Raw genomic sequence first — 25076 nt, 5'->3', positions numbered from 1 at the left:
CGCGTCGGCCCCCGACGGCCTCCATCCGGTGCCCGGCGCGTCCTCGCCGTCCGGGCGAGCGAACCCTACTGGGCCGTCACGGACAGCCCCGACCGACCCACGCCGGACGGTCGGCGCCCGGGCGGCCGAGGGTCCGGCGCGCGGTGGGCGGTGCGCGCTCACCCGACGCCCCGGGCCCGGTGCGGCCGCTGCCGCTGGGATTCGGCGCGCCCGTCCCGCTGCCGGGGCGGCACCTCGGCCGCCGTGGGTGCTGTGGGCGCCGTGGGCGCCGTGGGCGCCGTGGGCGCTGTGGGCGGCACGAGCCGCAGCCGCGGGATGAGCCCGTGGTCGGCCAGCACCTCGAGCGCCCGCTGCTCGACCGGCCCGAACTCCAGCGGCAGCGGGCCGCCGGGCGCGGCGTCGGAGGGGCGCACCCCGGCACCGGCGCCGGCCGGGACGCTGGGCGTGCCGAGGAGCACCCCGACGACGCAGTCGTGGCAGGCGACGTCGCGGACGGCGCAGGTGTCGCAGTCGATGAGCACGGCGAGCCTCCGGGGGCCTCGCTCCCCGGCCGGTCCGGGGTCGTGGCACGCACGCTAGGAGCGACCCCCGACAACGCCGCCGCGGAACGACGGATCCGCAGGTCAGATGCGGGACAGGCGCGTCAGCAGGACGCTCGACGGGACCGGGTGCGCGCCCGCCCGCCGCACCGACTCGACGACCGCGCGGTCCGAGGTGACGACCACCAGCGGGCGGCCCTCGGGCTCCGCGCCCACCAGCGAGCGGATGAGGTCGTCGGCGAGCACCCCGGGGTCGCTGAAGAGCACCCGTACCCCGCGCACCGAGTGCGTCGGCACCCCGGTGATCCCGGCGCCGTCGAACACGAGGGTCGTCTCGGCGCCCGTCCGTGCGGTGAGGGGCGCCAGCGCGGCCACGAGGCGCTCGCGCTGGGCGGCGAGGGAGAGCTCCGGCCAGCCCGTCTTCGTGACGTTGTAGCCGTCGACGACGAGGTGCACCTCGGGCAGGGCGAGCAGCCGGTCGAGCGCCGCGGGGTCGGTGACGCGAGCCTTGGGCGCGGCCCCCGAGCCGGCGCCGACCAGCTCGGCGGGCCGCGCGCCGGCGTCGACCCGCCGCAGCCCCAGCTCGTGGCGCAGGCCCTCGGCGGCGCCCGCGACGGTGTCGACGAGCAGGGCGAGCCGGGCGTCGTCGGCGCGCCGGGCCTCCACCGACGCGCGGCGGGCGCTCGCGAGGTCGTCGGCAGCGCGCCGGGCGCGGTCCTCGGCGGCCGCGGCGAGCTCGCGCCGGCGGTCGCGGTCGCGGCGCAGCTCCTCGAGCTCGGCGCGCAGCCCGCCGTCGCCGGCCTCCTGCGCGGCCCGCAGCGCGGCGGCCTCGTCCTCGGCCCGGCGGACCCGCACGCCCTGCTCGCGCAGGCGCGCGCGCAGCTTGGCGACCTCCTCGCGACCCTCCTCGGCCGCGGCGTCGACGGCGGCGCGCGCCGCGTCCCGCTCGGCGGTCAGGCGCTCCACCTCGGCCCCGAGACGGTCGGCGCGGGCGACGGCGGCGTCTCGCTCCGCGCGCGCCCGTCCCGCGTCCGCGCGCTCGCCCACGTCGCGGACCAGCCCCGAGCCCTCCTCCCGGCCCTCGAGCACGGCGACGGCCGCGGCGTGCACCGGGTCGGGCACGGGCGGCTGCCAGTCCTCCGGGCGCTCCTCGGCCCACCACCCGACGACCCGCGCCGCGAACCCCCCGGCCGAGCCGAGCGCGCCGAGCAGCGGGCCGGCACCGACGCGGGCGCGCTTGGCCGGCGCGAAGCGGGCGACCGGCCGCACGGGCGGCGGGAGCTCCGAGACCGGCAGGTTCCCGACGGCCACGGCCACCAGCTCCGCGACCTTCGCCCGCACCGCCTCCGGCGCGGCCTCGAGCAGCCGGACCCGCACCGCGGCACGGCCGGCGTCGTCCCCGGGATCGTCGCCCTCCGGGACGTCCCCGGCAGCGGGCGGCACGTCCTCCGCGTCGCCGCCGCCCTCGTCCATGACCGGTGAGGCTAGACCCGTGGCGCGCGACGGACCGGCCGTCGACCGCGCACGGAGGACCGCACGGAGGACCGCACGGAGGACGGAGTGTCGGGGGTCGCCCCTAGCGTCCGCCGGCGATGGACGCCACGGCCCGTTCAGCCCGTCCGGTCACCGGCCCGGACCCCCAGCTCTCGTTCGGAGAGCTCGGCACGCCGCTGTCCGCGGTGACGTTCGTGGTGCTCGACCTCGAGACCACGGGCGGCCCGCCGGACTCGGACGCGATCACCGAGATCGGGGCGGTCAAGGTGCGTGGCGGGGAGGTGATCGGCCAGTTCGCGACGCTGGTCGACCCGGGCGTGGCGGTGCCCCCGCAGATCGTCGCGCTCACGGGCATCACCACGGTGATGGTGCGCGACGCCCCGCGCCTGCCGGCGGTCCTCGGCGCGTTCCTGGAGTTCTGCGCGGGCGCGGTGCTCGTCGCTCACAACGCCCCGTTCGACATCGGCCACCTGCGCGCCGCCTGCCGGCGCCACGGCCCCTCGTGGGCGCGCCCCGCCGTCGTCTGCACCGCGCGGCTGGGCCGGCGGGTGCTCAGCCGCGAGGAGGCGCCGTCCTGCCGCCTGTCCGCGCTCGCGACCCTCTTCCGCGCCCGGACCCGCCCGATCCACCGCGCCCTCGACGACGCGAAGGCCACCGTCGACGTCCTGCACGGGCTGCTCGAACGCGTCGGCGGGCGCGGGGTCTCGACGCTCGAGGACCTGCTGGCGCTCCAGGTCGAGGTCAGCCCCGCGCAGCGGGCCAAGCGCCACCTCGCCGACGCCGTCCCCGAGGAGCCCGGGGTGTACCTGTTCCGCGGCCCCGGCGACGAGGTGCTCTACGTCGGCACCAGCGTCGACCTGCGCCGCCGGGTGCGCTCCTACTTCACCGGCGGCGACAAGCGGGCGCGCGTGAAGGAGATGATCGGCCTGGTCGAGCGCGTCGACTGGGTGGTCTGCGCGACCTCGCTGGAGGCCGAGGTCCGCGAGCTGCGCCTGCTCGCCGGGCACGCCCCCCGCTACAACCGCCGCTCGCGCTTCCCCCACCGCGGCTGGTGGGTCGCGCTCACCGACGAGCCGTTCCCGCGCCTGTCGGTGGTCCGCACCCCCCGCGTCGACGCCGTCGGGCCGTTCGGGCGCCGACCCGACGCCGTGCGGGCGGTCGAGGCGCTGCAGGACGCGCTGCCGCTGCGCCCGTGCACCCAGCGGATCCCGGCGCGCGGCGCGTCGGGCACGCCCTGCGCGCTGCACGAGATGGGCCGCTGCGCCGCGCCGTGCGCCGGCCACCTCGACGTCGAGGCCTACCGACCGGTGGTCGCCGACGCCCGGGCGCTGGTCCGGGGTGCCGACGACGCCGGGCTGCGCCGCCTGTCGGCGACGGTCGGCGAGCTCGCGGCGGCCGAGCGCTTCGAGGACGCCGCCGCCCAGCGCGACCGCCTCGCCGACCTCGCCGCGGCGCTCGGCCGGGTCCAGCGGCTCTCCGCGGTCGCCGCGGCGCCGGAGATGATCGCGGCGCGGCCGGACGGGGCGCGCGGGTGGGACCTCGCCGTCGTGCGCCACGGCCGCCTCGCCAGCGCCGGGCGCGCGCGGCGGGGGACGCCGCCGATGCCGGTCGTCGAGGCCCTCGTCGCGTCGGCGGAGACCGTGCTGCCCGGCGACGGGCCGCTGCGGGGCGCGCCGCCCGAGGAGGTCGCCGTCGTCACCCGCTGGCTCGAGCGCCCCGGCACGCGCATGGTCCGCACCACGACACCCTGGGCGATGCCCGCCGCCGGCGCCGGGGCGTGGGCGGGCTGGGTCGGGCGCGCCCGGGAGGCGCGCCGCGGCGCGGGCGAGGCGGTGAGCGCGCCGGGCGAGCCGCCCTAGACTCCCCCGCGTCCGGGGACCTCAGGTCCCGTCGAAGAGCGACGAGGAGCACCCGTGATCACGGCCTTCGTACTGGTCCACGCCGACGCCGACCGCATCCCCGAGACCGCCCAGGCCATCGCGGACCTCGACGGCGTCACCGAGGTCTACTCGTGCGCGGGCGACGTGGACCTCGTGGCCGTGGTCAAGGTGGCCGAGCACGAGCAGCTCGCGGACGCCATCGCCGGCGGCCTGTCGAAGGTGGACGGCGTGCGGAGCACCACCACCCACATCGCCTTCCGCAGCTACTCGTCGCAGGACGACGCGTCGGCCTTCGCGGTGGGTCTGGACTGAGGGGCCTGGACCAGAGCCCGGACCAGAGCCAGGACCAGGGGCCCGGACCAGCGCCCGCTCAGCCCCGCACCCGCCGCGCGACCTCGGACCAGCGCTCGAGCAGCGCCGTCGCGGCCCCGGAGTCCACGGCCTCGGCGGCCCGACGCCGGCCCTCGGCCACGCCCGCGTGCAGGTCGGTCATCGCGGTGCCCGAGACGGCCTCGTCGTGGGCGGCGAGCGCCGCGCCGGCGTTGAGCAGCACCGCGTCGCGCACCGGCCCCGGCTCCCCGGCGAACACCGCGCGGGCCACCGCGGCGTTGTAGGCGGCGTCGCCGCCGCGCAGGTCGCCCGGCCCGGAGACGGGGACGTCGAGCACGGCCGGGTCGAGGGTCTCCACCCGGACCCCGCCCGGGCCGGCGTGCCAGACGGTGGTGGTGGTCGTCGTGGTGACCTCGTCGAGCCCGTCGTCACCGCGCACGACCACCGCCCGGTCGCCGCGCGCCGCGAGCACCTCGGCGAGGATCGGCGCGAACCGCATGTCCGCACACCCGACGAGCGCCGCACCCGGCCGGGCCGGGTTCGTCAGGGGCCCGAGCAGGTTGAACGCCGTCGGGACGCCGAGCTGGCCGCGCACCGGGCCCGCGTGGCGCATCGCGGGGTGGAACACCTGCGCGAAGCAGAAGCCGATCCCCACCTCGTCCACGCACCGGGCAACGGCGTCCGGCCCGAGGTCCACCGGCACGCCGAGTGCCTCGAGCACGTCCACCGACCCGCTCTGCGACGACGCCGCGCGCCCGCCGTGCTTGACCACCCGCGCGCCGGCCGCCGCCATGACCACCGCGGCCATGGTGGAGATGTTGACCGTGTGCGCCCCGTCGCCGCCGGTGCCGACGATGTCGACGACCGGCCCCGGCACGTCGACCCGCCGGGCGTGGGCGAGCATCGCCGTCGCGAGCCCCGCGATCTCGGGCGCCGTCTCGCCCTTGGCGCGCAGCGCGACGACGAACCCGGCGACCTGGGCGGGCGAGGCCTCACCGGACATGACCTGGTCCATGGCCCATTCGGTCTCGTCCGCGGCGAGGTCCCGGCCCGCGAGCAGGCGCCCGAGGAGCCCGGGCCAGCTCGGTGCGGTCACCCGCGGACGGGGGGACGAGCGCGCTCGCGCAGCACGGTGGCGACCGTCTCGGCCGCGGTCACCGGGTCGAGCGGCTGCACGATGACGGCGTCGGCCTGCGACCACGTCGCGAGCCAGTGGTCGTCCCGGCGGCGCACGACGACGATCACCGGCGGCGGGTCGTCGCTCTCGTTCTTGAGCTGGCGGCACACGCCCATGCCGCCCGTGGGCTGGGCCTCGCCGTCGAGCACCGCGAGATCGATCTCGCCCGCGTCGGCGGCGCCGAGCACCTCCGCCACGCTGCTCGCCTCGACGAACCGCAGCCGCGGCAGGTCCGGGGCAGGGCGGCGGCCGACGGCGCCGGCGATCGCCTCGCGGACCTCCGGGCGGTGGCTCATCACCACGACGGTGAGCGTGGTCGCCGGGGCGGTCATCGCGTGGCTCCGCCGCGCTCGGTGTCCTGCATGCGCCGGATGCTAGCGGTCGGCCCGGAACGTCGGCACGGAACGTCACGACCACCTGACGCCCTCCCCCACGGCCCTCGCGACGGGCGCCCACGGACCGGTACGACGACCCGACGTACGACGGCTGGTAGGAGAACCCGCAGGTGAGGGGCGGTGCAGGTCGGCGCGGGTCCGCACCCGGCCACGGCGGCGGTCACGGATCGACGGGTCGGGGCCCGTGCGGCGCCGCGCCCCAGCGGGCTGGTGTCGGCCGGAGGTGTCATCATGACGCCCGTGACGACCGCCCAGGGTGCGCCGGCGCCTTCCTTCAGCGCGAGGATTCACTCCCTCAACCGGCCCAACGTCGTGAGCGTGGGGACGATCATCTGGCTCTCCAGCGAGCTGATGTTCTTCGCCGGGCTGTTCGCCATGTACTTCGTCGCGCGCGCGAACGCCGAGGAATGGCCGCCGTACCCCACCGAGCTCGATGTCCCGTACGCGCTGGTGAACACGATCATCCTGGTGGCCTCGTCGTTCACCTGCCAGTACGGCGTGTTCGCCGCCGAGCGCGGTGACGTCTTCGGCCTGCGCCGCTGGTACGCCATCACCTTCGCCATGGGCACGGTCTTCGTGCTCGGCCAGGTCTTCGAGTACTACACGCTGGTCACCGAGCACGCGACGACGATCGCGAGCAGCTCCTACGGCTCGGTCTTCTACATCACGACCGGTTTCCACGCGCTGCACGTCACCGGCGGTCTGATCGCGTTCGTCCTGCTGATCGCCCGCACGTTCCTCAGTCGGTTCACCCCGGCGCAGGCGACGGCCGCCATCGTCGTCTCGTACTACTGGCACTTCGTGGACGTGGTCTGGATCGGCCTGTTCGCCGTCATCTACTTCATCCGCTGATGGCCGGCACGGGCCACACCCCGCACGACCGCCAGGACCACCACCCACGGCGAGGAGAGCTCGAGGTTGGGCACCCCATGACTGACGAGAAGCCCCGCCCCGCAGGCACGCGGGCACGGCGCGGGTCGAAGATGCGCCGGCGCCTGTCCGGGCTGCTCGCGCTGGGCGTCGCGCTGGTCGCCGTCGGCGGCCTCTACACGGTGTTCACCCCGCAGCCCGACCAGGCGATCGCCGCGGACCCCGCGATCGTCCGCGAGGGCCAGCAGATCTACGACAACTCCTGCATCACCTGCCACGGCACCAACCTGCAGGGCGTGGAGGGGCGCGGTCCCAGCCTCATCGGTGTCGGCGAGGCCTCGGTCTACTACCAGGTCTCGACGGGCCGGATGCCGCTCGCCGCCCAGGGCGCGGCGGCGGAGCGCAAGCCCCCGCGGTTCGACGAGGCCCAGATCGACGCCCTCGGCGCCTTCATCCAGGCCAACGGCGGCGGGCCGACGACGCCGGTGGTCGAGAGCGGCGAGCAGCTGCGCGGCGAGGACCTCGGCCGTGGCGGCGAGCTGTTCCGCCTCAACTGCGCGTCCTGCCACAACTTCACCGGACGCGGCGGGGCCCTGTCGTCGGGCAAGTTCGCCCCGAACCTCGACCCCGCGTCCGAGGAGCAGATCTACGCCGCGATGCTGTCGGGCCCGGCGAACATGCCCGTGTTCGCCGACTCGCAGCTCTCCCCCGAGGAGAAGCGGGACATCATCGGCTACATCAAGTCGGTCTCGAGCAACAACACCGGCGTCAACCCGGGCGGCGCCGGGCTCGGCGGCTTCGGCCCCGTTCCCGAGGGCCTCGTCGCCTTCTTCGTCGGCCTCGCGGCCCTCATCGGTATCTCCCTCTGGATCGGATCCCGCCAGTGAGCACGCGCCCCACCGATACCCCCGCGGACAAGGGCGCCAACGCCCCCACCGAGCCCCACCCGTCGGACGCGACGCCGCGCATCCCGTCGGACGAGGAGCTCGCGCGGATGAGCACCGACGACCTCGTCCGTCTGGGCAACCAGATCGACGACCTCGAGGTCGTCTCGTCCCGCGAGCGCTTCCCCGTGCCGGGCACGCGCGCCGAGAAGCGCGCCGAGCGCCAGGTCGCCGGCTGGTTCATCCTCGCGGCGGTCATGGGGATCGCCTTCCTCGTGGCCTTCATCTGGTGGCCGTGGGAGTACCGGCCGGCCTACGAGGAGGGCGCGTGGGTGTACGCGCTCTACACGCCGATCATCGGGGTCACGTTCGGCCTGTCGGTGTTCGCCATGGGCATGGGCGTCATCGCCTACTCGAAGAAGCTCCTGCCCGAGGACCTCACCATCCAGCAGCGCCACGACGGGCGCTCGAAGGAGATCGACCGCCGGACCGCGGCGGCCCGGCTGGTGCAGACCGGGCAGCAGAGCGGGATCGGCCGCCGCAAGCTCATCTACCGGTCGCTCGGGGCCGCCGGCGGCGTGCTCGGCCTGGGTGTCCTCGTCGCCGCGTTCGGCGGCCTCGTCAAGAACCCGTGGAAGGAGGGCCCGGACTCCCCGCTGCTCGTCACCGAGTGGAAGTCGCACAACGGTGAGCGGGTCTACCTGCGGAAGAACACCGGCGTCCCGACCGACGTCGTCCTCGTCAGGGCCGGCGACCTCGAGCCGGGCGCCATGGAGACGGTCGTCCCGTTCCGGGAGGAGGACCGCACGGACCCCGAGCACCTCGCCGAGATCCTGCGGACGGCCGACTCGCCCGTCATGCTCATCCGGCTCCGGCCGAACGTCGCGGTGATCAAGCGCGAGGGCCAGGAGGACTTCAACTACGGCACGCTGTTCGCCTACTCGAAGATCTGCAGCCACATGGGGTGCCCCACGTCGCTCTACGAGGACCAGACGAACCGCATCCTCTGCCCCTGCCACCAGTCGCAGTTCCAGGCCAACGAGTACGCCAAGCCCGTCTTCGGCCCGGCTGCCCGTCCACTGGCGCAACTGCCGATCGCGGTGGACGATCAGGGTTACCTGTACGCACGCAGCGACTTCATCGAACCGGTGGGTCCGGCGTTCTGGGAGCGGAACTCATGAGCTCGATCACCACACCCACCCGCAAGGGCGGCGGCCTGGCGATGAAGCTGGCCGGAACGGCCGCGGACGAGGCGGACAGCCGCTTCCACCCGGCCGGACCGCTGCGGCGACAGATCAACAAGGTCTTCCCGACGCACTGGTCGTTCATGCTCGGCGAGATCAACATGTACGCGTTCATCGTGCTGCTGCTCTCGGGCACGTGGCTCGCGGTGTTCTACGACCCGTCCATGGCCGAGACGACCTACGAGGGCGTCTACCCCGGTCTGCGCGGCGTGACGGTGTCGATGGCCTACGAGTCGACCGTCAACATCTCGATGGACGTCCGCGGCGGCCTGTTCGTCCGCCAGGTGCACCACTGGGCCGCGCTGCTGTTCGTCGCGGCGATGATCGCGCACATGATGCGGACGTTCTTCACCGGTGCGTTCCGCCGCCCGCGTGAGACGAACTGGGTGCTCGGTGTCGTCCTGCTGCTCACCGGCATGATCGAGGGCTTCCTCGGCTACTCGCTGCCCGACGACCTGCTCTCGGGCACCGGCATCCGCACCGGCGTGTCGGCGATCATCATGTCGATCCCGGTGATCGGCACCTGGCTGCACTGGGCCATCTTCGCCGGCGAGTATCCGGGCGACATCATCATTCCGCGGCTCTACATCGTCCACGTCTTCCTGCTGCCCGGGATCATCCTGGCGGTCATCGCGCTGCACGTGGCGCTGGTGTGGTTCCAGAAGCACACCCAGTTCCCCGGCCCGGGCCGCACCGAGCGCAACGTCGTGGGCGTCCGCATCCTGCCGACGTTCGCCGCCAAGGCCGGCGGCTTCACCATCGTCTCGGTCGGCGTGATGGCGATCATGGGTGGCGCGTTCCAGATCAACCCGATCTGGAAGCTCGGCCCGTACGACCCGACACAGGTCTCCGCCGGCTCCCAGCCCGACTTCTACATGGGCATCTTCGACGGCGCGGTCCGTCTGTGGCCCGCGTGGGAGATGTACCTGTTCGGGCAGTACACGATCTCGGCGATCTTCTTCCCGGCCGTGATCGGGATGGGCATCCTCACCACCCTGCTCGCGCTCTATCCGCTGATCGAGCGCAAGCTGACCGGCGACGAGGCGCACCACAACCTGCTGCAGCGTCCGCGTGACGTGCCCGTGCGCACCGCCACCGGCATGATGGCCATGTTCTTCTACTTCTGGCTGCTGCTGGCGTGCGGCAACGACATCGTCGCCTACACGTTCGACATCTCCCTGAACGTGATGACGTGGATCGGGCGCATCGGCCTGCTCGTCGGCCCGCCGCTCGTGTACTTCGCGACCTATCGGATCTGCCTGGGCCTCCAGCGCAGCGACCGCGAAGTGCTCGAGCACGGCATCGAGACCGGCCACATCAAGCGCCTGCCGCACGGCGAGTTCGTCGAGGTGCACCAGCCCCTCGGCGGCGTGGACGAGCACGGCCACGCGGTCCCGCTCGCCTACCAGGGCGCCAAGGTGCCCAAGCGCATGAACGACCTGGGCTCGGCCGGCTCGCCCCTCAAGGGCGGCTGGTTCCGCCCCGACCCGCCCGAGGAGCAGGAGGCCCTCGCCGGTGGCGGGCACGGTGACGACCCGCTCCAGGTCGAGCCGGGCGAGAACCGCGAGCTCGCGGGCCGTCCGGACGCGGGGCGCCCCCGCGACATCCAGGAGTAGGCAGCAGCACGACCCTCGACGGGCCGGGAGCGTCAGCGCGACGCTCCCGGCCCGTCGTCGTTCCCGGGCCTCCCCCGAGCGCCGCCCGAGATCGACGCGGGGTGTCCTGACGCGTCCTGGCCCGTCCTGGCCCGCCCTGGCCCGTCCTGCAGGGGTGCTCGGCGCACGGGGTGTGCCAGCGATGCGGCATCGCTGGCGTTCAACGCCAGGATCGCCACATCCTCGATCGCGCGACACGCGGCGAGCGCTCCGAGGGCGCACCACCCCGCGCCGCGTTCGGGTCCGCACGAAGGCCGGAGGAGCTGACCCTCCGTGGAGGCGGGCAACAGGACCCAGCGACCCGGACCCAGGGCGTCACCGGCTGCCTCGGACGCAGCGAGGGCGTCCCTCGCTCCCCCACCAGCCACCCACCCAGGACCCCGCGACCCGGACCCAGGGCGTCACCGGCTGCCTCGGACGCGGCGAGGGCGTCCCTCGCTCCCCCACCAGCCGCCCACCCAGGATCCCGCGACCCGGACCGAGGGCGTCACCGGCTGGCTGGCACGCAGCGAGGGCGTCCCTCGCTCCCCGACCAGCCACCCCCGGCGCTCCGCGCGATGGACACGAACGCGCCGTTCGCTCCCCTAGAAGCCGCGAACAGCGCGTTCGCTCCCACCGAGAGGACCGAAGACCACGGCCCCGTCCCCCGGAAAGCCGGGGGACGGGGCCGTGGTCGGACGGTGGGAGCGGCGCCTAGTGCGCCTCGGGACCCGCGTGGTACTCGAAGACGAGGCCGCAGATGGCGATGAGCAGCCCGACGCCGGCGAGCACGATCAGCCACCACTGCCACAGGGCGATCCCGAGGCCGGTCAGCGCGGTGCCGCCCGCGACCGCGAGGGGCCAGTAGCTGCCGGGGCTGAAGAAGCCCACGTCGCCGGCGCCGTCGGACACCTCGGCCTCGGGGTTGTCCTCGGGGCGCTCCTCGAGGCGGCGGGCCACGAAGCGGAAGTACGTCCCGATGATGAGGGTGAGACCGCCGGTCAGCGTGAGGGCGACGATGCCGACCTCCTCGGCGGAGAGGAGGCCGTACACGATCGCGCAGACGAAGCAGAAGACCGTGAGGATCTCGAAGATGCGGGATTCGACTCTCATCGGGTCCTCGCTGACGTCGGGGCGGTGCGGGCGAGCAGGGTCATCGGATGCCGAGCTGCGCCGTCGGGTTGGGGTTGATCACACGGGTGGTGATCGACTCGGGATTGCAGAGCTCGCCGCAGTTCATGGTGGCGAGGGCCTCGTTGGTGGTGAAGCCCTGGCCGGTCTGCGGGTTGGTCTGCGTGCGCAGCTGGAGGAACTGGTCGAACTGCGCCGGCGGCAGCGCGCGCACCTCGAAGTTCATCATCGAGTGGTACGCGCCGCAGAACTCGGCGCAGCGGCCGACGAAGGCGCCGGGCCGTTCGATCCGGTCGATGACCCAGGTGTTCTTCTGGTCGTTGGCCTCGGGATTGGGGATGACGTCCCGCTTGAACAGGAACTCCGGCACCCAGAAGGAGTGGATGACGTCCTTCGACTCCTGGGTGAACTGGATCGGCCTGTCGGTCGGCAGCACGAGGATCGGCACCGACTGCGTCGTGCCCACCACGGAGGCCGGCAGGCCGTTCGGTGCCGTTGTCCCGGGGTAGGTGAACTCCCAGTTCCACTGGAACCCGGTGACCTGGATTTGCAGCTCGTTGCCCTGCGCGTTGCGGTCGACGACGTTCTGCACGACGACCGTGAAGTAGAAGAGCACCGCGACGATGATCAGCGGGATCACCGTGAGCACGAGCTCGAGCGGCAGGTTGTACTGGAACTGGCGCGGCAGGTCCGACGCGCCGGCGCGGCGGCGGTGGAACGCCACGGTCCAGGCCGTCGCACCCCACACCAGGACGCCGACGACGAGCGCGGCCACCGCGGCCCAGGTCCAGAGCGTGCGCATCTGGGTGGCCTCGGGCGTCACGCCCACCGGCCAGCCGAAGCGGAGGACCTCGTCGACCGAGCAGCCGGAGGTGGTCACGGCCACGGCGACGGCCGCCACGGCCAGGCCCACGGCCCGCCGCGCGCGACCGGTGCGGCTCCGGACCGGCGTCCCATCTCGGCGCACTGCTGGCTGCCTTCCTCCTCGCGCGGTGCCCGCCGGTGTCCGCCCAGGTCATCCGACCTCGCGGCGACGTGGCGAGCGGCCCGGCGGACCCGGGCCCCGACGTCGCTGCGGAGACTATCCGAGCGAGCCACTACGCGCTGTCGGAGGGGCGCGGCGGGTCGGTCGGGACCGGCCGCCGGCCCTGCTCCGAGGGCGTCCCCGGGGCGATCCCGCCGGTCGTCATACTGGGCCCGCCCGACCCCGGAACCGGAGGTGTCAGCGGACGCGTGTGCGGCCTGATGGGATTGATCACGTCCGACGGTGCGGGCGCGGCCTGCGCCGGCGCGGTGCAGGAGAGCCTGACCTGCATGCGCCACCGCGGCCCGGACGAGTCCGGTGAGTGGCACGACGAGGACGTGGTGCTCGGCTTCAACCGGCTCTCCATCATCGACGTCGAGGGCTCCCACCAGCCGTTGACGTACGCGAGCGACCGCTACCGCATCGTCTTCAACGGCGAGATCTACAACTACCTCGAGCTGCGCGAGCAGCTCGCCCGCGACCACGGCGTCCAGTTCGTGACCGAGGGCGACACCGAGGCCATCGTCGCCGCCTACGACGTCTGGGGCGCCGACGCGGTGCGCCGGCTGCGCGGCATGTTCGCGTTCCTCATCTGGGACACCCACGAGAAGGTGCTCTTCGGCGCGCGCGACCCGTTCGGCATCAAGCCGCTCTTCGTCGCCGCCGGTCCGCACGGTGTCGCGTTCGCCAGCGAGAAGAAGAGCCTGCTCCAGCTGGCGAAGGCCCTCGACGAGCCGACCACCGCGCCCGACCCGACGGCGCTCCAGCACTACCTGCAGCTGCAGTACGTGCCCGAGCCGCTGACGCTGCACCGCACGATCCGCCGCGTCGAGTCGGGGACGAGCTTCACGGTCTCCCCCGGCGAGACGGTGTTCGCCGAGCGGTACTTCGAGCCGCAGTTCGACGCCAAGCCGGTCGACGACGAGACGCGCCTGCACGCCGAGATCGCCGAGGTGCTGCGCGACTCGGTGGCCAAGCACATGCGCGCCGACGTCACCGTGGGCTCGTTCCTCTCCGGCGGCATCGACTCGACGGTCATCGCGGCGCTCGCCCGCGAGCACAACCCCGACCTCATGACGTTCACCAGCGAGTTCGCCCGCGAGGGCTACTCCGAGGCCGACGTGGCCCGCGAGTCGGCCGAGGCGATCGGGGTGCGCCACGTCGTCCGCACGGTGAGCGCGCAGGAGATGATGGACGCGCTGCCGCTCATCGTCTGGTACCTGGACGACCCGGTCGCCGACCCGGCCCTGGTGCCGCTGTGGTTCGTGGCCCGCGAGGCGCGCAAGCACGTCAAGGTCGTGCTGTCCGGCGAGGGCGCCGACGAGCTGTTCGGCGGCTACACCATCTACCGGGAGCCGCTCTCCCTCGCACCGTTCGAGAAGCTGCCCGGCGCGGTCCGCAAGCTGGCGGGGGCGCTGTCGACGCGGCTGCCCGACGGCGTGCGCGGCAAGGACCTGCTGCGCCGCGGCGCGCTGCCCCTCGAGGAGCGCTACTACGGCAACGCGCGGATCTTCCGCAACGACCAGCTCGCCGCGGTGCTGCGGGGCCACGACCCCGAGCTCTCGTACACCGACGTCACCGCGCCGATCTACGCCGACTCGGGCAGCTGGGACCCGGTGGCGCGCATGCAGCACGTCGACCTCTTCACCTGGCTGCGCGGCGACATCCTCGTCAAGGCCGACAAGATGACGATGGCGAACTCGCTCGAGCTGCGCGTGCCGTTCCTCGACCGCGAGGTCTTCGAGGTCGCGTCGCACCTGCCCACCGAGCAGAAGGTCGCGCACGGCACGACGAAGTACGCCCTGCGGCGGGCCATCGACGGCATCGTCCCGCCGCACGTGCTCCACCGGCGCAAGCTCGGGTTCCCGGTGCCGATCCGCTACTGGCTCGCCCACGACATGCTCGACTGGGCGCGGCAGATCGTCCGCGAGTCGCAGACCGACGCCGTCCTCGACAAGGCGGCGGTCCTGCGGCTCATCGATGAGCACCGCGTCGGACCCGTCGACCACTCGCGGCGCATCTGGACACTGCTCGTGTTCATGCTCTGGCACGGCATCTTCGTCGAGGAGCGCATCCGGCCGGAGATCCCGGAGCCCGACTACCCGGTGTATGCGTGAACGTGCGCCACGCAACGGTCCGGTCCCGGTGACGCCCCGATTCACCTAGTGTCGGCCGCTGGTCCGAAGGACGTAGCGCGACTCGAGAGGTATCCATGGACGTACTGGGGATCGGCAACGCCATCGTCGACGTGCTGTTCCGCACGGACGACGACACCATCCGCGCGCACGAGCTGCCCAAGGGCGGCATGACGCTCATCGACGAGGCCCAGGCGGAGAAGCTCTACACCGAGGCCGGCGACACGACGGAGCGCTCGGGCGGCAGCGTCGCCAACACGATCGCCATCGCCGCGGCCCTGGGCGCCGACGCCGGCTACGTCGGCAAGGTCTCCGACGACCGGCTCGGCACCTCGTTCACCGAGTCGATCCGCTCGCACGGGGTGCACTTCACGACCCCGGCGCTGTCGGGCAGCCCCGCCACCGCGCGGTGCCTGGTCATGGTCACGCCCGACGGCGAGCGCACGATGTCGACGTTCCTCGGCGCCTGCACCGCGCTCGGCCCCGACGACATCGAGCAGGACGACGTCGCGGGCTCGAAGGTCAGCCTCATCGAGGGCTACCTCGCCGACACCGAGCACGCGCGCCGGACGATCGGCAAGGTCGTCGACGCGGCGGCGAAGAGCGAGGCGCGCGTGGCCATGACGCTGTCCGACGCCGGGTGCGTCGAGCGCCACCGCGAGTACTTCCGCGAGCTGGCCCGCGAGAACGTCGAGATCATCATCGCCGACGAGGACGAGGCCGCGGCCCTCGTCGGCGACGACCCGGTCACCTCGCTCCTGCGCGGGCAGGGCGGCAACTGCGAGGTCGTCGTCGTCACCCACGGCCCGAAGGGTTCGACGGTGTACGACGCGGACGGCAGCGTCGAGGAGGTCGGGATCCGCGAGGCCGACGAGCTCGTCGACACCACCGGCGCCGGCGACGCCTACGCGGGCGGCTTCCTCTACGGGTGGACCCGCGGCCTCGGCCACGCGGCGTCGGGGCGCATCGGCGCCGTCGCCGCGTCGTACGTCGTGGCCCAGCTCGGCGCGCAGCCGCCGGAGGGCCTGCGCGACAAGGTCGCCGCCGAGGTGCCCGGCCTGTAGGTCCCCGGACACGACGAAGGGCCCCGGACCAGCAGGTCCGGGGCCCTTTCGTGTGTCAGCTCAGTTGAAGCTGTCGCCGCAGGCGCACGAGCCGCCCGCGTTCGGGTTGTCGATCGTGAAGCCCTGCTTCTCGATGGTGTCGACGAAGTCGATCACCGCGCCCTGCAGGTACGGCGCGCTCATGCGGTCGACCGAGACGGTCAGGCCGTTGAAGTCGCGCTCGAGGTCGCCGTCGAGGCTGCGGTCGTCGAAGAACAGCTGGTAGCGCAGGCCCGCGCAGCCGCCGGGCTGCACGGCGATGCGCAGGGACATGTCGGTGCGGCCCTCCTGGTCGAGCAGGGCCTTCGCCTTGCCGGCCGCGGACTCGGTCAGCTCGACGCCGTGGGGCTTGACCTCGGTGTCGGTCGGCGCGGCAGGGTTCTCGACGGTCATGGTTCTCCCTTGAGCTCCCGGGACGCAGTGCACTCACTCGGCACAACTGGTCGCGGTGCCGTGTATTCCCGTGGGACCGGTGTACCCGTCCCACCGCCCCATGCTCGCACATCGCGGCCGGTGCCTCACGCGTGCGAGAGATCACCGGTGCCGGCGGGTCACTCACGCCGGGCGGGCGCCCCACCGCCGGGCCACGCCCTCGGCGAGGTCGGCCAGGCGTGCCGCGGGCTCGGCGAGCGCCGCCTCCACCGACCCGGCGTCGGCCGCCACCGAGTAGGCGCCCTCGATGCCGGCCGCGAGCGCCTCGCCGGCGGTCATGTCGACCTGCCCGGCCAGCGCGATGCACGGCACCTCGTGCTCCCGGGCCCGCGCCGCCACCACCGTGACGAGCTTGCCGTGCAACGACTGCCCGTCGAGGCGTCCCTCGCCGGTGACCACCAGGTCCGCCCGGTCCAGCGCCGCGTCCAGCCCGGCGACGTCGCGGACGAGCTCGCCGCCGGGGACCCGCCGCGCGCCGAGGGCCAGCAGGGCCGCCCCGAGACCGCCCGCCGCGCCGGCCCCGTGCTGCTCCGCGAGGTCCGGGCGCGCGCACGCCTGCCCCAGCACGGCGCCCCACGTCGTCAGCGCCGCGTCCAGGGCGGCGACGGTGTCGGCGTCGGCGCCCTTCTGCGGCCCGAACACGGCGGCGGCGCCCTGCGGGCCGGTGAGGACGTGGTCGACGTCCGCGGCGACGACGAGGTCGACGCCGCTCAGCCGCGTCACGACCTCGTCCAGACCCTCGAGGCCCGCGACGGCCGCCAGTGCGCCGCCGCCGTCGGGCAGCTCCGCGCCCGCACCGTCGCGGGGCACGGCGCCGAGCGCGGCCAGCATGCCGGCGCCGCCGTCGGTGCACGCCGAGCCGCCGAGCCCGACGACCAGGCGCGCCGGGCCCGCCGCGACCGCCGCCGCGACCAGCTCGCCCACCCCCCGGCTCGTGGCGGCCGTCGCCGTGGCCGGGGTGCGCTCCCCCACCAGGTGCAGCCCGCACGCCGACGCCGACTCGACGTAGGCGCTCCCGTCGAGCTCCAGCCACGTCGCCGTCGTGGGGGCCCCGAGCGGGCCGGTGACCTCGAGGTCGTGCCGGGTCCCGCCGCGGGCGGTGTGCAGGACCTCGACGAACCCGGTCCCGCCGTCGGCCAGCGGCAGCAGGACCGTCGTGTCGGCGGGGACGGTCCGCGCCCAGCCCTCGGCCATCGCGGTCGCGGCCTGGGCGGCGGTGAGGCTGCCGCCGAAGGAGTCGGGAGCGAACAGGACGCGCATGCGGAGCACGGTAGGGGGTCGGCGCGGTGCCCTATCCTGGTCGGCGTGAAGTTCCTGCGCCGTGGATCCTCGACCGGTTCCGCCACCTCCCCCGAGTCCGCCGACGGCACGTCGGACGAGGCCGAGGAGCGCGAGGCCGTGGTGGTCGGCGAGCGGGGCCGCTCGCAGACCGCCGGCAAGGGCCGCCCGACGCCGTCGCGCCGCGACGCGGAGGGCCGCCGGCGCGGGCCCGTGGCGCCGGCGCCGAAGACGCAGCGCGAGGCGATCAAGCGCGCGCGGGCGCTGCGCGGCAACAAGGACGACCGCCGCAAGTCCTCCGCCGACCGCAAGCAGGCCGCGGCCGACCGGCGCAAGCGGATGATGGCCGGCGACGACACGGTGCTCCTCCCCCGCGACCGGGGTCCCGCCCGGGCCTACGCCCGCGACCTCGTCGACGCCCGCCGCAACCTCATGGGCCTGTTCATGCCGCTCGCGGTGGTCATCTTCGTGACGGTGATCGTCCCGGTGCCCGCGGTGCAGACGGCCGGCAGCCTGATCTGCCTCGTCATGCTCGTCATGATGGCGCTCGAGGGCGTCATGCTCGGGCGCTACGTGGTGACGCGGGTGCGCTCGAAGTTCCCGAAGGAGCAGATCGGCGGCCTGTCCTACGGCTGGTACGCGTTCACCCGCGCGACCCAGCTGCGGCGCCTGCGGATGCCCGGCCCGCGCGTGGCGCGCGGCACCACCATCGACTGAGGCGCGCCAATCCCCCGCACCCTCGTCCTCGGCGGCACGCGCTCGGGCAAGTCCGCGCACGCCGAGGCCCTGCTCGACGCCGGCGCGCCCGCCCTGTACGTGGCGACGGCCCGCGGCGTCGACCCGGCCACCGACCCGGAGTGGGCCGACCGCGTCGCGACGCACCGGCAGCGGCGTCCGCCGACCTGGCGCACGGTCGAGGACGCCGACCTCCCCGCGGTGCTCGCCGTCGCGCCCGCCGCGCCGGTGCTCGTCGACGACCTCGCCACCTGGGTGACCGGCCTCCTCGACGACGCCGGGTGGGCGCGCGACGCCCCGTCGGTGGCGGCGGCGCGGAGCGACCTCGTGGCCGCGGTGGCGGGGTACGAGGGGACGCTCGTGCTCGTGTCCGCCGAGGTGGGGCTGGGCGTCGTGCCGTCGACGAGCGCGGGCCGGCGCTTCCGCGACGAGCTCGGCGCGCTCAACCAGGAGCTCGCGGCCGTGTGCGACGAGGTGTGGCTGCTCGTGGCCGGGCTGCCCCTGCGCCTGCGGTGAGCCCCACCGGATACCGTCACCGCGACCCCGTCGAGCCCGTCCCGGGAGGACCGAGCGTGCACCCCGTCGCCTCCGCGTCCGGTGTCGCATCGCCCGACGAGACGGCCCGTCGCGAGGCCCTCGCGGCCCTGCCCGGCGGGACCTACGGGCGGCTCGAGGAGATCGCCGCCTGGCTCGCCGCCTGTCAGGGCCGCGCGCCGGCCCGCGCCCCGCGCCGGGTGCGGGCGGTCCTCTTCGCTGCCGACCACGGGATCGCCGCGGCCGGTGTCTCGGCGCACGCCCCGGGCGAGACCCAGGTGCGGGTGGCCGCCGTCCGGGACGGGTCGGCGCCGGTGTGCCGGTTCGCCGAGACCGCGGACGCGGGGCTGCGGGTGGTCGACGTCGGGCTCGGCGCGCCGGTCGAGGGCGACGCGCGCGACGACCGCGCCGCGCTCCGCGGCGGCGGGCGGCTCGACGTCGAGGACGTCATGACCGCCGACCAGGCCGCGGCGGCGGTGCGCGCGGGCCGCGAGGTGGCCGACGAGGAGGTCGACGAGGGCGCCGACCTGCTCGTGGCGGGCGAGCTCGCCGTCGGCGTCAGCACCCCGACCGCCGTGCTCGCCGCCGCGATGACCGGCCGCGAGCCGGTGGCCGTCGTGGGCCGCGGGAGCGGGATCGACGACCGCGTCTGGATGGTCAAGGCGGCCGCGGTCCGCGACGGGCTGTGGCGGGCCCGGTCGCTGGGCCGCGACCCGATGGGCCTGCTGCGCGTCGCCGGGGGGGCCGACCTGGCCGCGCTCGTGGGCTTCCTGGCCCAGGCCGCGCGGCGCCGCACCCCGGTGCTCCTCGACGGCGCCGCCACGGCCGTCGCCGCGCTGCTCGCCGACACCGACGCGCCCGGCGCCCGCGCCTGGTGGGTGGCCGCGTCGCGGTGCACCGAGCCCGCGCAGGCCGTCGCCCTCGAGCTGCTCGGGCTGGACCCGCTGCTCGACCTGCAGATGCGCGCCGGTCAGGGCACCGGCGCGCTCACGGCCGTCGGGCTGGTGCGGGCGGCCGTGCACGCCGCCGGGTGAGGGCCGGCCTGGCGCTGGCGGTCGCCATGTTCACCGTCGTGCCGGTGCGCGCCTCGCGGATCGACCGGCCGGCGGCGCGGGTGGCGCTGGCGGTGGTGCCGTTGGTCGGGGCGGTGCTCGGCGCGCTGCTCGGGGCCGTCGCGGCGGGACTGGTCGCGGCGGGGGCGCCGGGCCTGCTCGGGGGGCTCGTGGCGGTGGGACTCGGGGCGGCGGCGACGCGGGGCCTGCACCTCGACGGGCTGGCGGACCTCGCCGACGGCCTCGGCAGCCACGGGGACGCCGCCCGCACGCTGGCGATCATGAAGGACCCCGGGGTCGGCGCGTTCGCGGTGGTCTGGCTGGTCGTCGTGCTCGGGGTGCAGGCCGCGGCGTTCGGGGCGCTGGCCGAGCGGGGGCTCCCGGTGGCCGTCGTGGGGGGCGCGCTCGCCCTGGGCCTCGGGCGGGCGGCGTTCGCGTGGGTGGCGCGGCGCGGGGTGCCCGCGGCGTCGCCCGACGGCCTCGGCGCGCTGGTCGCGGGCACCCAGCGGGCGTGGGTGGCGCCGGCGTGGGCGGTCGTGCTCGGGGCGGCCGCGTTCCCGGTGCTGGGCTGGCGCGCCGCGGGCGCCGCCTTGCTGGCCGCCGTGGTCGTCCTGCTCGTCGCCGCCCACGCCCGCCGGCGCCTCGGGGGCGTGTCGGGCGACGTGTTCGGCGCCTGCGCGGAGCTCGCCGTCACCGCCGGCCTGGTCGTGCTGGCGACGGCATAGCCCCCGCAGCGAACGCGCTGTTCGCTGCTTCTAGGCGCGCAAAGTCCCCGTTGATCACGACGACGCGCTCGCGGTGCCTGCCGCGAGCGCGCCGTTCGTGCGCTTAGAAGCAGCGAACAGCGCGTTCGCTGCACCAGCCAGGCACCCGGTGGTCGGGCGCCGGCCTCAGGCCAGCTGCCACATCCAGCCGCGGGTGTCGGGCGCCGCGCCGCGCTGGATGGCCGTGAGGCGATCGCGCAGCCGGTGGGTCATCGGGCCCGGGGAGCCGTCGCCGATGTCGTAGCCGCCGCCCTCGTGCTTGACGGTGCCCACGGGCGTGATCACCGCGGCGGTGCCGCAGGCGAACACCTCGGTGAGGTGCCCGGAGGCGACCTCCTTCTCCACCTCGTCGGTGGAGATGCGGCGCTCGGTGACCGTCGCCCCCTCCTCGGCCGCGAGCTCGAGCAGCGAGCGGCGGGTGACGCCGGGCAGCAGCGAGCCGGTGAGCTCGGGGGTGACGACCTCGACCGCGCCCGAGGAGTCGGTGAACACGAAGAAGAGGTTCATGCCCCCCATCTCCTCGATCCACCGGTGCTCGAGGGCGTCGAGCCACACCACCTGGTCGCAGCCCTGGGCCGACGCCTGGGCCTGGGCCGCGAGCGAGGCCGCGTAGTTGCCGCCGCACTTGGCCTCGCCGGTGCCGCCGGGGACGGCGCGCACGTAGTCGGTCGAGAGCCACACCGTCACCGGGGCCAGCCCGCGCGGGAAGTACGCGCCGGCCGGGGAGGCGATGAGCAGGTAGAGGTACTCCTCGCTCGGCCGCACGCCGAGCCCCGACGACGACCCGAACATGAAGGGCCGCAGGTAGAGCGAGTCCTCGCCGCCGGCGGCCGGCACCCACCGCTTGTCGACCGCGATGAGCTCGCGCAGCGAGTCGACGAACAGGTCCTCGGGCAGCGGCGGCATCGCGAGGCGCTCCGCCGAGCGCTGCATGCGCGCGGCGTTGGCCTGGGGGCGGAACGCGTGCACCGAGTCGTCGGCCCAGCGGTAGGCCTTGAGCCCCTCGAAAATCGTCTGGCTGTAGTGCAGCACGACCGAGGCGGGGTCCATGGCCAGCGGCTGGTAGGGGCCGACCTGGGCGTCGTGCCACCCGCGGGCGGCGTCCCAGGAGACCGTGACCATGTGGTCGGTGAAGAACTTCCCGAACCCGGGCGCGGCGAGTACCTCCGCCACACGCTCCGCGGTCGCCGGGGCGGGGTGCGGGGTGTGGGCGAAGGTCGTACTCATGGGCCCAGACTAGTCCGCCGGGGCAAGGCGCTCCGGCGCCAGCACCGCCCGCGTCACCAGCCCCGCCACCCGCCCGTCACGCACCAGCCACGCGGCCGGCGCGTCCCCGAGCGCCGCGCGGGCGTCCGCCGGCGTCTCTCCCGCCCCGACGCTCGGCGGCACCGGGCGCGCGTGGACGAGGACGGCGTCGTCGTCGGGCAGGCCGTCGAGGTCGGCGGCCGACAGCGCGCCCAGGATCTCCGAGGGCGCCGCGGGCCCGGACTCGCGGTCGCGGGCCACCGGCGCGGGCCCCGGCAGGCCGTCGAGCTCCTCCCGGGCCCGGGCGACGGTCCACGAGGCGCGGAGCACCGGGACGTCGAGGACGTCGCGCTCACCGACCGACCCGGGCTCCTCGAGGAACCCGAGCCGGCGCAGCCAGCCGTCGTCGTGGTACTTCGACAGGTAGGCCCGGCCCGAGTCGGGCGCGACGACCACCACGACGTCGTCGGGACCGAGGTCGGCCGCCACGCGCAGCGCGCCGGCGACCGCCGTCGCCGATGACCCGCCCAGCAGCAGGCCCTCCTCGCGGGCCAGGCGGCGGGCGGTCGCCATGGTGGTGCGGTCGTCGACGCGCACGACCTCGTCGGCCACCGCCCGGTCCCAGTTGGCGGGCCAGGGGTCGTCGACGGTGTCGGGGTGGCGGTAGTGCCCGATCGCCTCGACGTAGTACGGGCTGCCGTCCCCGCCGCCGTAGGCCGAGGTCAGGGGGTCGACGCCGACGACGCGCACCGGCCCGCGCTCCTTGAGCGCCGCGCCGGTCCCCGACAGCGTCCCGCCGGTGCCGATGCCGGCGACGAAGCAGGTGACCGCGCCGCCGGTCTGCTCCCAGATCTCCGGCGCCGTGGTGTCGCGGTGGGCCTGCGGGTTGGCGGGGTTGCCGTACTGGTCGGCGAGCCAGCCACCCGGGGTCTCGTCGGCGATGCGCGCGGCGAGGTTGGTGACGTGGCGCGGGTCCTCCCGGGTCAGCCCGCCCGGGGTCGGCACCACCGCGGCGCCGTACGCGCGCAGCGCCGCGACCTTCTCGGCGGCCGTCGTGTCGGGGACGACGATGACGGTGCGGTAGCCCAGCACGCCGCCGACGAGCGCGAGCCCGATGCCGGTGTTGCCCGACGTGCCCTCGACGATCACCCCGCCGGGCCCCAGCGCCCCGGAGCGCTCGGCGGCGCGCACCATCGCCAGCGCCGCCCGGTCCTTGACGCTGCCGCCGGCGTTCTGCCACTCGGCCTTGACGTACACGCGCGGCGCCAGGCCCTCGGTGACCCGGCGCAGCCGGATCAGGGGCGTGGCACCGATGGCGTCGAGCACGGACTCGTGCACCGCTCCGGACACGGTTCCTCTCTACACGTCAGGATGGCGCCGTGACGTTCCCGGGCTTCGGCGACGCGGTCGTCGACTTCTACGAGGGTCTCGAGGCCGACAACACCAAGGCCTACTGGACCGACAACAAGGCGGTCTACGACGAGCAGGTGCGCGCGCCGATGCTGGCGCTGCTCGCCGACCTGGAAGCGGAGTTCGGCGCGGGCAAGGTCTTCCGCCCCTACCGCGACGTGCGGTTCTCCGCCGACAAGACGCCGTACAAGATCCAGTGCGGCGCCACCGCGGGCGGGCGCTACGTGCAGGTGTCCGCCGACGGGCTGATGGCCGCCGGCGGCTACTACCGGATGTCCTCGGCGCAGGTGGCGCGCTACCGGGCGGCGGTCGACGACGGGCGCCTCGGCCCTGAGCTGGTGGGGATCGTCGACGAGCTGCGCGCCGACGGCTTCACCATCGCCGGCGAGCAGCTGAAGTCGCGGCCCCGCGGCGTCGACCCCGACCACCCGCGCCTCGAGCTGCTGCGCCACAAGAGCCTGTTCGCGTGGCGCTCCTGGCCGCCGTCGGACGAGCTGCACGACCCCGCCCTCGCCGACCGGGTCGCGACGACCTGGCGCCGCCTCGACCCCCTGAACCGGTGGCTCGACGACCACGTCGGCGTCGACCTCGACGACGCCGCCGAGCGTCCGGGGCGCCGTCGGTGATCCGCCGCTGACTCACCGCCCCCACGCGTGCGCGCCCGTACGGTGATCAACGTGCGGACGGGGACGCGGGCCGCCCTCACGGTGGGCGTGCTGCTGGTGCTCGCGCTGCTCGGGGGGCTGCTCTGGTACGCCGCGGCGGAGCGGGTGCCGCGCGCGTTCTGGGAGGTCGTCGACCCGCCGCCGCCAGAGCCGTGCTCGGTCGAGGACCCGACGTCGTCCGGCTGCCTCACCCCGACGGCGCTGCGCCTGCACGACGCCGCGGTCGCCCGGTTCGGGGAGCCGGGCCGCGGCGCCCCGATCCGCTCGATCACCTGCTGGTCGGAGCACGCGTGGAACCCGTCGAGCGACCATCCCGACGGCCGGGCCTGCGACTTCTTCCCCGCCGCGTACGGCGCGTTCGCCGAGGGCGAGGACCTCGCCGACGGCTGGGCGGTGGCGCGGTGGCTGCGCGAGGACGCCGACGAGCTGGGCGTCCGGTACGTCATCTGGCAGGGCCGCATCTGGTACCGGGGCGGCGCCGACGCGGGCGACGGCTGGGGCCGGGCCTACGGCGGGGGCGGCGTCTACGACCCCGACGACGCCACCGGCGGGCACTTCGACCACGTGCACGTCAGCGTCGGCCCCTGACCCCCACGTGAGCACTTTCCGCCCCTATAGGGCAGGAAAGTGCTCACGTGGGGACCGGGTCGTGCGACCAGTCGCGGAGGTTGACCTGGTCGCAGGTGAGGGCGAACGCGTCGATCTCCTCGGGCGGGGCGCCGCCGGCGAACAGCTCGGCGAGGCCGCGGAAGTAGTGCTCCCGCGGTGCGCCGGGGACGAAGAGGATGAGGAACCGCGCGAGCTCGTCGCCGACGGCGTGGAAGCCGTGGACGCCGTTCACCGGCACGTGCGCGAAGTCGCCGCTGCCGAGCACCCGCCACTCGCGGCCGCTCAGCACGCCGAGGCGGCCCGAGATCACCCAGAACGCCTCGGTGAACCCCCGGTGGTAGTGCGGGATCGCGCCCCAGCGCCCGGGCACCGCCGCGCTCTCGAACAGCCCGTAGCCCCCGCCGACCACGTCGGACGGTGCGGTGAAGACCGCCGGCCCGGCCTGCTCGACGTCGGCGCGGAAGCGGTAGGTGCCGGGGTCGGCGGCCGGCGCCTCGCTCGGGAAGCTCACG

25 protein-coding genes are annotated in these 25076 nt (G+C 74.9%); 14 read left to right on the top strand and 11 right to left on the bottom strand.

The genetic code is table 11. The features are described from left to right. Nucleotides 1–158: 158 nt before the first annotated feature. Together ACYX4T_RS03025 and ACYX4T_RS03020 are read right to left on the bottom strand one after the other, a co-directional pair. Complete coding sequence (locus tag ACYX4T_RS03025; RefSeq protein WP_476013102.1) at nt 159–521, bottom strand: hypothetical protein; 363 nt, start codon at nt 519–521, stop codon at nt 159–161. A gap of 102 nt (nt 522–623) precedes the next feature. Next, nucleotides 624–2012: an NYN domain-containing protein gene (locus ACYX4T_RS03020; RefSeq protein WP_476013101.1), complete on the bottom strand. Its 1389-nt coding sequence runs from the start codon at nt 2010–2012 to the stop codon at nt 624–626. A 119-nt stretch (nt 2013–2131) separates the two neighbouring features. Between ACYX4T_RS03020 and ACYX4T_RS03015 the strand changes: the two genes are divergently transcribed. Further along, nucleotides 2132–3892 (top strand): DEDD exonuclease domain-containing protein, encoded by a 1761-nt coding sequence (locus tag ACYX4T_RS03015; RefSeq protein ID WP_476013100.1) that lies wholly within the window; start codon nt 2132–2134, stop codon nt 3890–3892. Nucleotides 3893–3946: 54 nt separating this feature from the next. Beyond that, a complete protein-coding gene (locus tag ACYX4T_RS03010; RefSeq protein WP_476013099.1) occupies nt 3947–4225 on the top strand; it encodes an Lrp/AsnC family transcriptional regulator in 279 nt (92 codons plus the stop codon). Between the two features lie 58 nt (nt 4226–4283). Here the strand turns inward: ACYX4T_RS03010 and trpD are convergent, their stop codons facing one another. Together trpD and ACYX4T_RS03000 are read right to left on the bottom strand one after the other, a co-directional pair. After that, complete coding sequence (trpD, locus tag ACYX4T_RS03005; RefSeq protein ID WP_476013098.1) at nt 4284–5339, bottom strand: anthranilate phosphoribosyltransferase; 1056 nt, start codon at nt 5337–5339, stop codon at nt 4284–4286. Next, nucleotides 5336–5752 carry a response regulator gene (locus ACYX4T_RS03000; protein WP_476013097.1) on the bottom strand — a complete coding sequence of 139 codons (417 nt, stop codon included), beginning with the start codon at nt 5750–5752 and terminating at the stop codon, nt 5336–5338. Before ACYX4T_RS03000 ends, trpD begins: the two co-directional genes overlap by 4 nt. 294 nt (nt 5753–6046) lie before the next feature. Here ACYX4T_RS03000 and ctaE point away from each other — a divergent pair, with 294 nt between their 5' ends. The 4 genes from ctaE to qcrB all read left to right on the top strand — a co-directional run bounded on the left by ctaE (nt 6047) and on the right by qcrB (nt 10429). Further along, complete coding sequence (gene ctaE / locus ACYX4T_RS02995; protein WP_476013096.1) at nt 6047–6667, top strand: aa3-type cytochrome oxidase subunit III; 621 nt, start codon at nt 6047–6049, stop codon at nt 6665–6667. A 77-nt stretch (nt 6668–6744) separates the two neighbouring features. After that, complete coding sequence (gene qcrC, locus ACYX4T_RS02990) at nt 6745–7572, top strand: cytochrome bc1 complex diheme cytochrome c subunit (RefSeq protein WP_476013095.1); 828 nt, start codon at nt 6745–6747, stop codon at nt 7570–7572. 80 nt (nt 7573–7652) lie between these two features. Then, a complete protein-coding gene (gene qcrA / locus ACYX4T_RS02985; protein WP_476015171.1) occupies nt 7653–8750 on the top strand; it encodes a cytochrome bc1 complex Rieske iron-sulfur subunit in 1098 nt (365 codons plus the stop codon). Next, entirely contained in the window at nt 8747–10429 is a 1683-nt protein-coding gene (gene qcrB / locus ACYX4T_RS02980) for a cytochrome bc1 complex cytochrome b subunit (protein ID WP_476013094.1), read from the top strand. Before qcrA ends, qcrB begins: the two co-directional genes overlap by 4 nt. 732 nt (nt 10430–11161) lie before the next feature. On the opposite strand, the gene ACYX4T_RS02975 is transcribed toward qcrB, so the two are convergent. Both ACYX4T_RS02975 and ctaC read right to left on the bottom strand, forming a co-directional pair. Then, complete coding sequence (locus tag ACYX4T_RS02975) at nt 11162–11560, bottom strand: cytochrome c oxidase subunit 4 (protein ID WP_476013093.1); 399 nt, start codon at nt 11558–11560, stop codon at nt 11162–11164. Between the two features lie 40 nt (nt 11561–11600). Then, nucleotides 11601–12491 carry an aa3-type cytochrome oxidase subunit II gene (gene ctaC / locus ACYX4T_RS02970; RefSeq protein ID WP_476013092.1) on the bottom strand — a complete coding sequence of 297 codons (891 nt, stop codon included), beginning with the start codon at nt 12489–12491 and terminating at the stop codon, nt 11601–11603. A 320-nt stretch (nt 12492–12811) separates the two neighbouring features. Here ctaC and asnB point away from each other — a divergent pair, with 320 nt between their 5' ends. Continuing rightward, a complete protein-coding gene (asnB, locus tag ACYX4T_RS02965; RefSeq protein WP_476013091.1) occupies nt 12812–14719 on the top strand; it encodes an asparagine synthase (glutamine-hydrolyzing) in 1908 nt (635 codons plus the stop codon). Between the two features lie 95 nt (nt 14720–14814). Further along, nucleotides 14815–15801 carry an adenosine kinase gene (locus ACYX4T_RS02960; RefSeq protein WP_476013090.1) on the top strand — a complete coding sequence of 329 codons (987 nt, stop codon included), beginning with the start codon at nt 14815–14817 and terminating at the stop codon, nt 15799–15801. A 60-nt stretch (nt 15802–15861) separates the two neighbouring features. Here ACYX4T_RS02960 and ACYX4T_RS02955 read toward each other — a convergent pair whose 3' ends face one another. Beyond that, nucleotides 15862–16233: a HesB/IscA family protein gene (locus ACYX4T_RS02955; RefSeq protein ID WP_476013089.1), complete on the bottom strand. Its 372-nt coding sequence runs from the start codon at nt 16231–16233 to the stop codon at nt 15862–15864. Nucleotides 16234–16395: 162 nt separating this feature from the next. Then, nucleotides 16396–17532 carry a glycerate kinase family protein gene (locus tag ACYX4T_RS02950; RefSeq protein WP_476013088.1) on the bottom strand — a complete coding sequence of 379 codons (1137 nt, stop codon included), beginning with the start codon at nt 17530–17532 and terminating at the stop codon, nt 16396–16398. Nucleotides 17533–17577: 45 nt separating this feature from the next. On the opposite strand from ACYX4T_RS02950, the gene ACYX4T_RS02945 reads away from it, so the two are divergent. Genes ACYX4T_RS02945 through ACYX4T_RS02930 form a run of 4 tightly spaced genes read left to right on the top strand, consistent with a single transcriptional unit; the run spans nt 17578 to nt 20596 of the window. Then, complete coding sequence (locus tag ACYX4T_RS02945; protein WP_476013087.1) at nt 17578–18267, top strand: DUF3043 domain-containing protein; 690 nt, start codon at nt 17578–17580, stop codon at nt 18265–18267. A gap of 9 nt (nt 18268–18276) precedes the next feature. Next, nucleotides 18277–18801 carry a bifunctional adenosylcobinamide kinase/adenosylcobinamide-phosphate guanylyltransferase gene (cobU, locus tag ACYX4T_RS02940; RefSeq protein WP_476015170.1) on the top strand — a complete coding sequence of 175 codons (525 nt, stop codon included), beginning with the start codon at nt 18277–18279 and terminating at the stop codon, nt 18799–18801. Between the two features lie 56 nt (nt 18802–18857). Further along, nucleotides 18858–19853 (top strand): nicotinate-nucleotide--dimethylbenzimidazole phosphoribosyltransferase, encoded by a 996-nt coding sequence (locus tag ACYX4T_RS02935; protein ID WP_476013086.1) that lies wholly within the window; start codon nt 18858–18860, stop codon nt 19851–19853. Further along, nucleotides 19850–20596, top strand: coding sequence for an adenosylcobinamide-GDP ribazoletransferase (locus ACYX4T_RS02930; RefSeq protein WP_476013085.1), 747 nt, complete (start codon nt 19850–19852; stop codon nt 20594–20596). Before ACYX4T_RS02935 ends, ACYX4T_RS02930 begins: the two co-directional genes overlap by 4 nt. A gap of 165 nt (nt 20597–20761) precedes the next feature. Here the strand turns inward: ACYX4T_RS02930 and ACYX4T_RS02925 are convergent, their stop codons facing one another. Both ACYX4T_RS02925 and ACYX4T_RS02920 read right to left on the bottom strand, forming a co-directional pair. Beyond that, on the bottom strand, nt 20762–21862 hold the full coding sequence (locus tag ACYX4T_RS02925) for a branched-chain amino acid aminotransferase (RefSeq protein ID WP_476013084.1): 1101 nt from the start codon (nt 21860–21862) through the stop codon (nt 20762–20764). A 9-nt stretch (nt 21863–21871) separates the two neighbouring features. Next, a complete protein-coding gene (locus ACYX4T_RS02920) occupies nt 21872–23230 on the bottom strand; it encodes a PLP-dependent cysteine synthase family protein (protein WP_476013083.1) in 1359 nt (452 codons plus the stop codon). A 29-nt stretch (nt 23231–23259) separates the two neighbouring features. Between ACYX4T_RS02920 and ACYX4T_RS02915 the strand changes: the two genes are divergently transcribed. Both ACYX4T_RS02915 and ACYX4T_RS02910 read left to right on the top strand, forming a co-directional pair. After that, on the top strand, nt 23260–23916 hold the full coding sequence (locus ACYX4T_RS02915) for a DUF2461 domain-containing protein (RefSeq protein WP_476013082.1): 657 nt from the start codon (nt 23260–23262) through the stop codon (nt 23914–23916). Nucleotides 23917–23967: 51 nt separating this feature from the next. After that, nucleotides 23968–24543 carry a VldE C-terminal domain-containing protein gene (locus ACYX4T_RS02910; protein ID WP_476013081.1) on the top strand — a complete coding sequence of 192 codons (576 nt, stop codon included), beginning with the start codon at nt 23968–23970 and terminating at the stop codon, nt 24541–24543. A gap of 43 nt (nt 24544–24586) precedes the next feature. Here ACYX4T_RS02910 and ACYX4T_RS02905 read toward each other — a convergent pair whose 3' ends face one another. After that, nucleotides 24587–25075 carry a cupin domain-containing protein gene (locus ACYX4T_RS02905; protein ID WP_476013080.1) on the bottom strand — a complete coding sequence of 163 codons (489 nt, stop codon included), beginning with the start codon at nt 25073–25075 and terminating at the stop codon, nt 24587–24589. Nucleotide 25076 lies beyond the last annotated feature (1 nt).

The organism is Actinomycetospora sp. ABD4_176, assembly GCF_056311855.1.
Note: the sequence above shows the minus strand (reverse complement) of the source record. Positions and strands in the feature narration are given on the sequence as shown.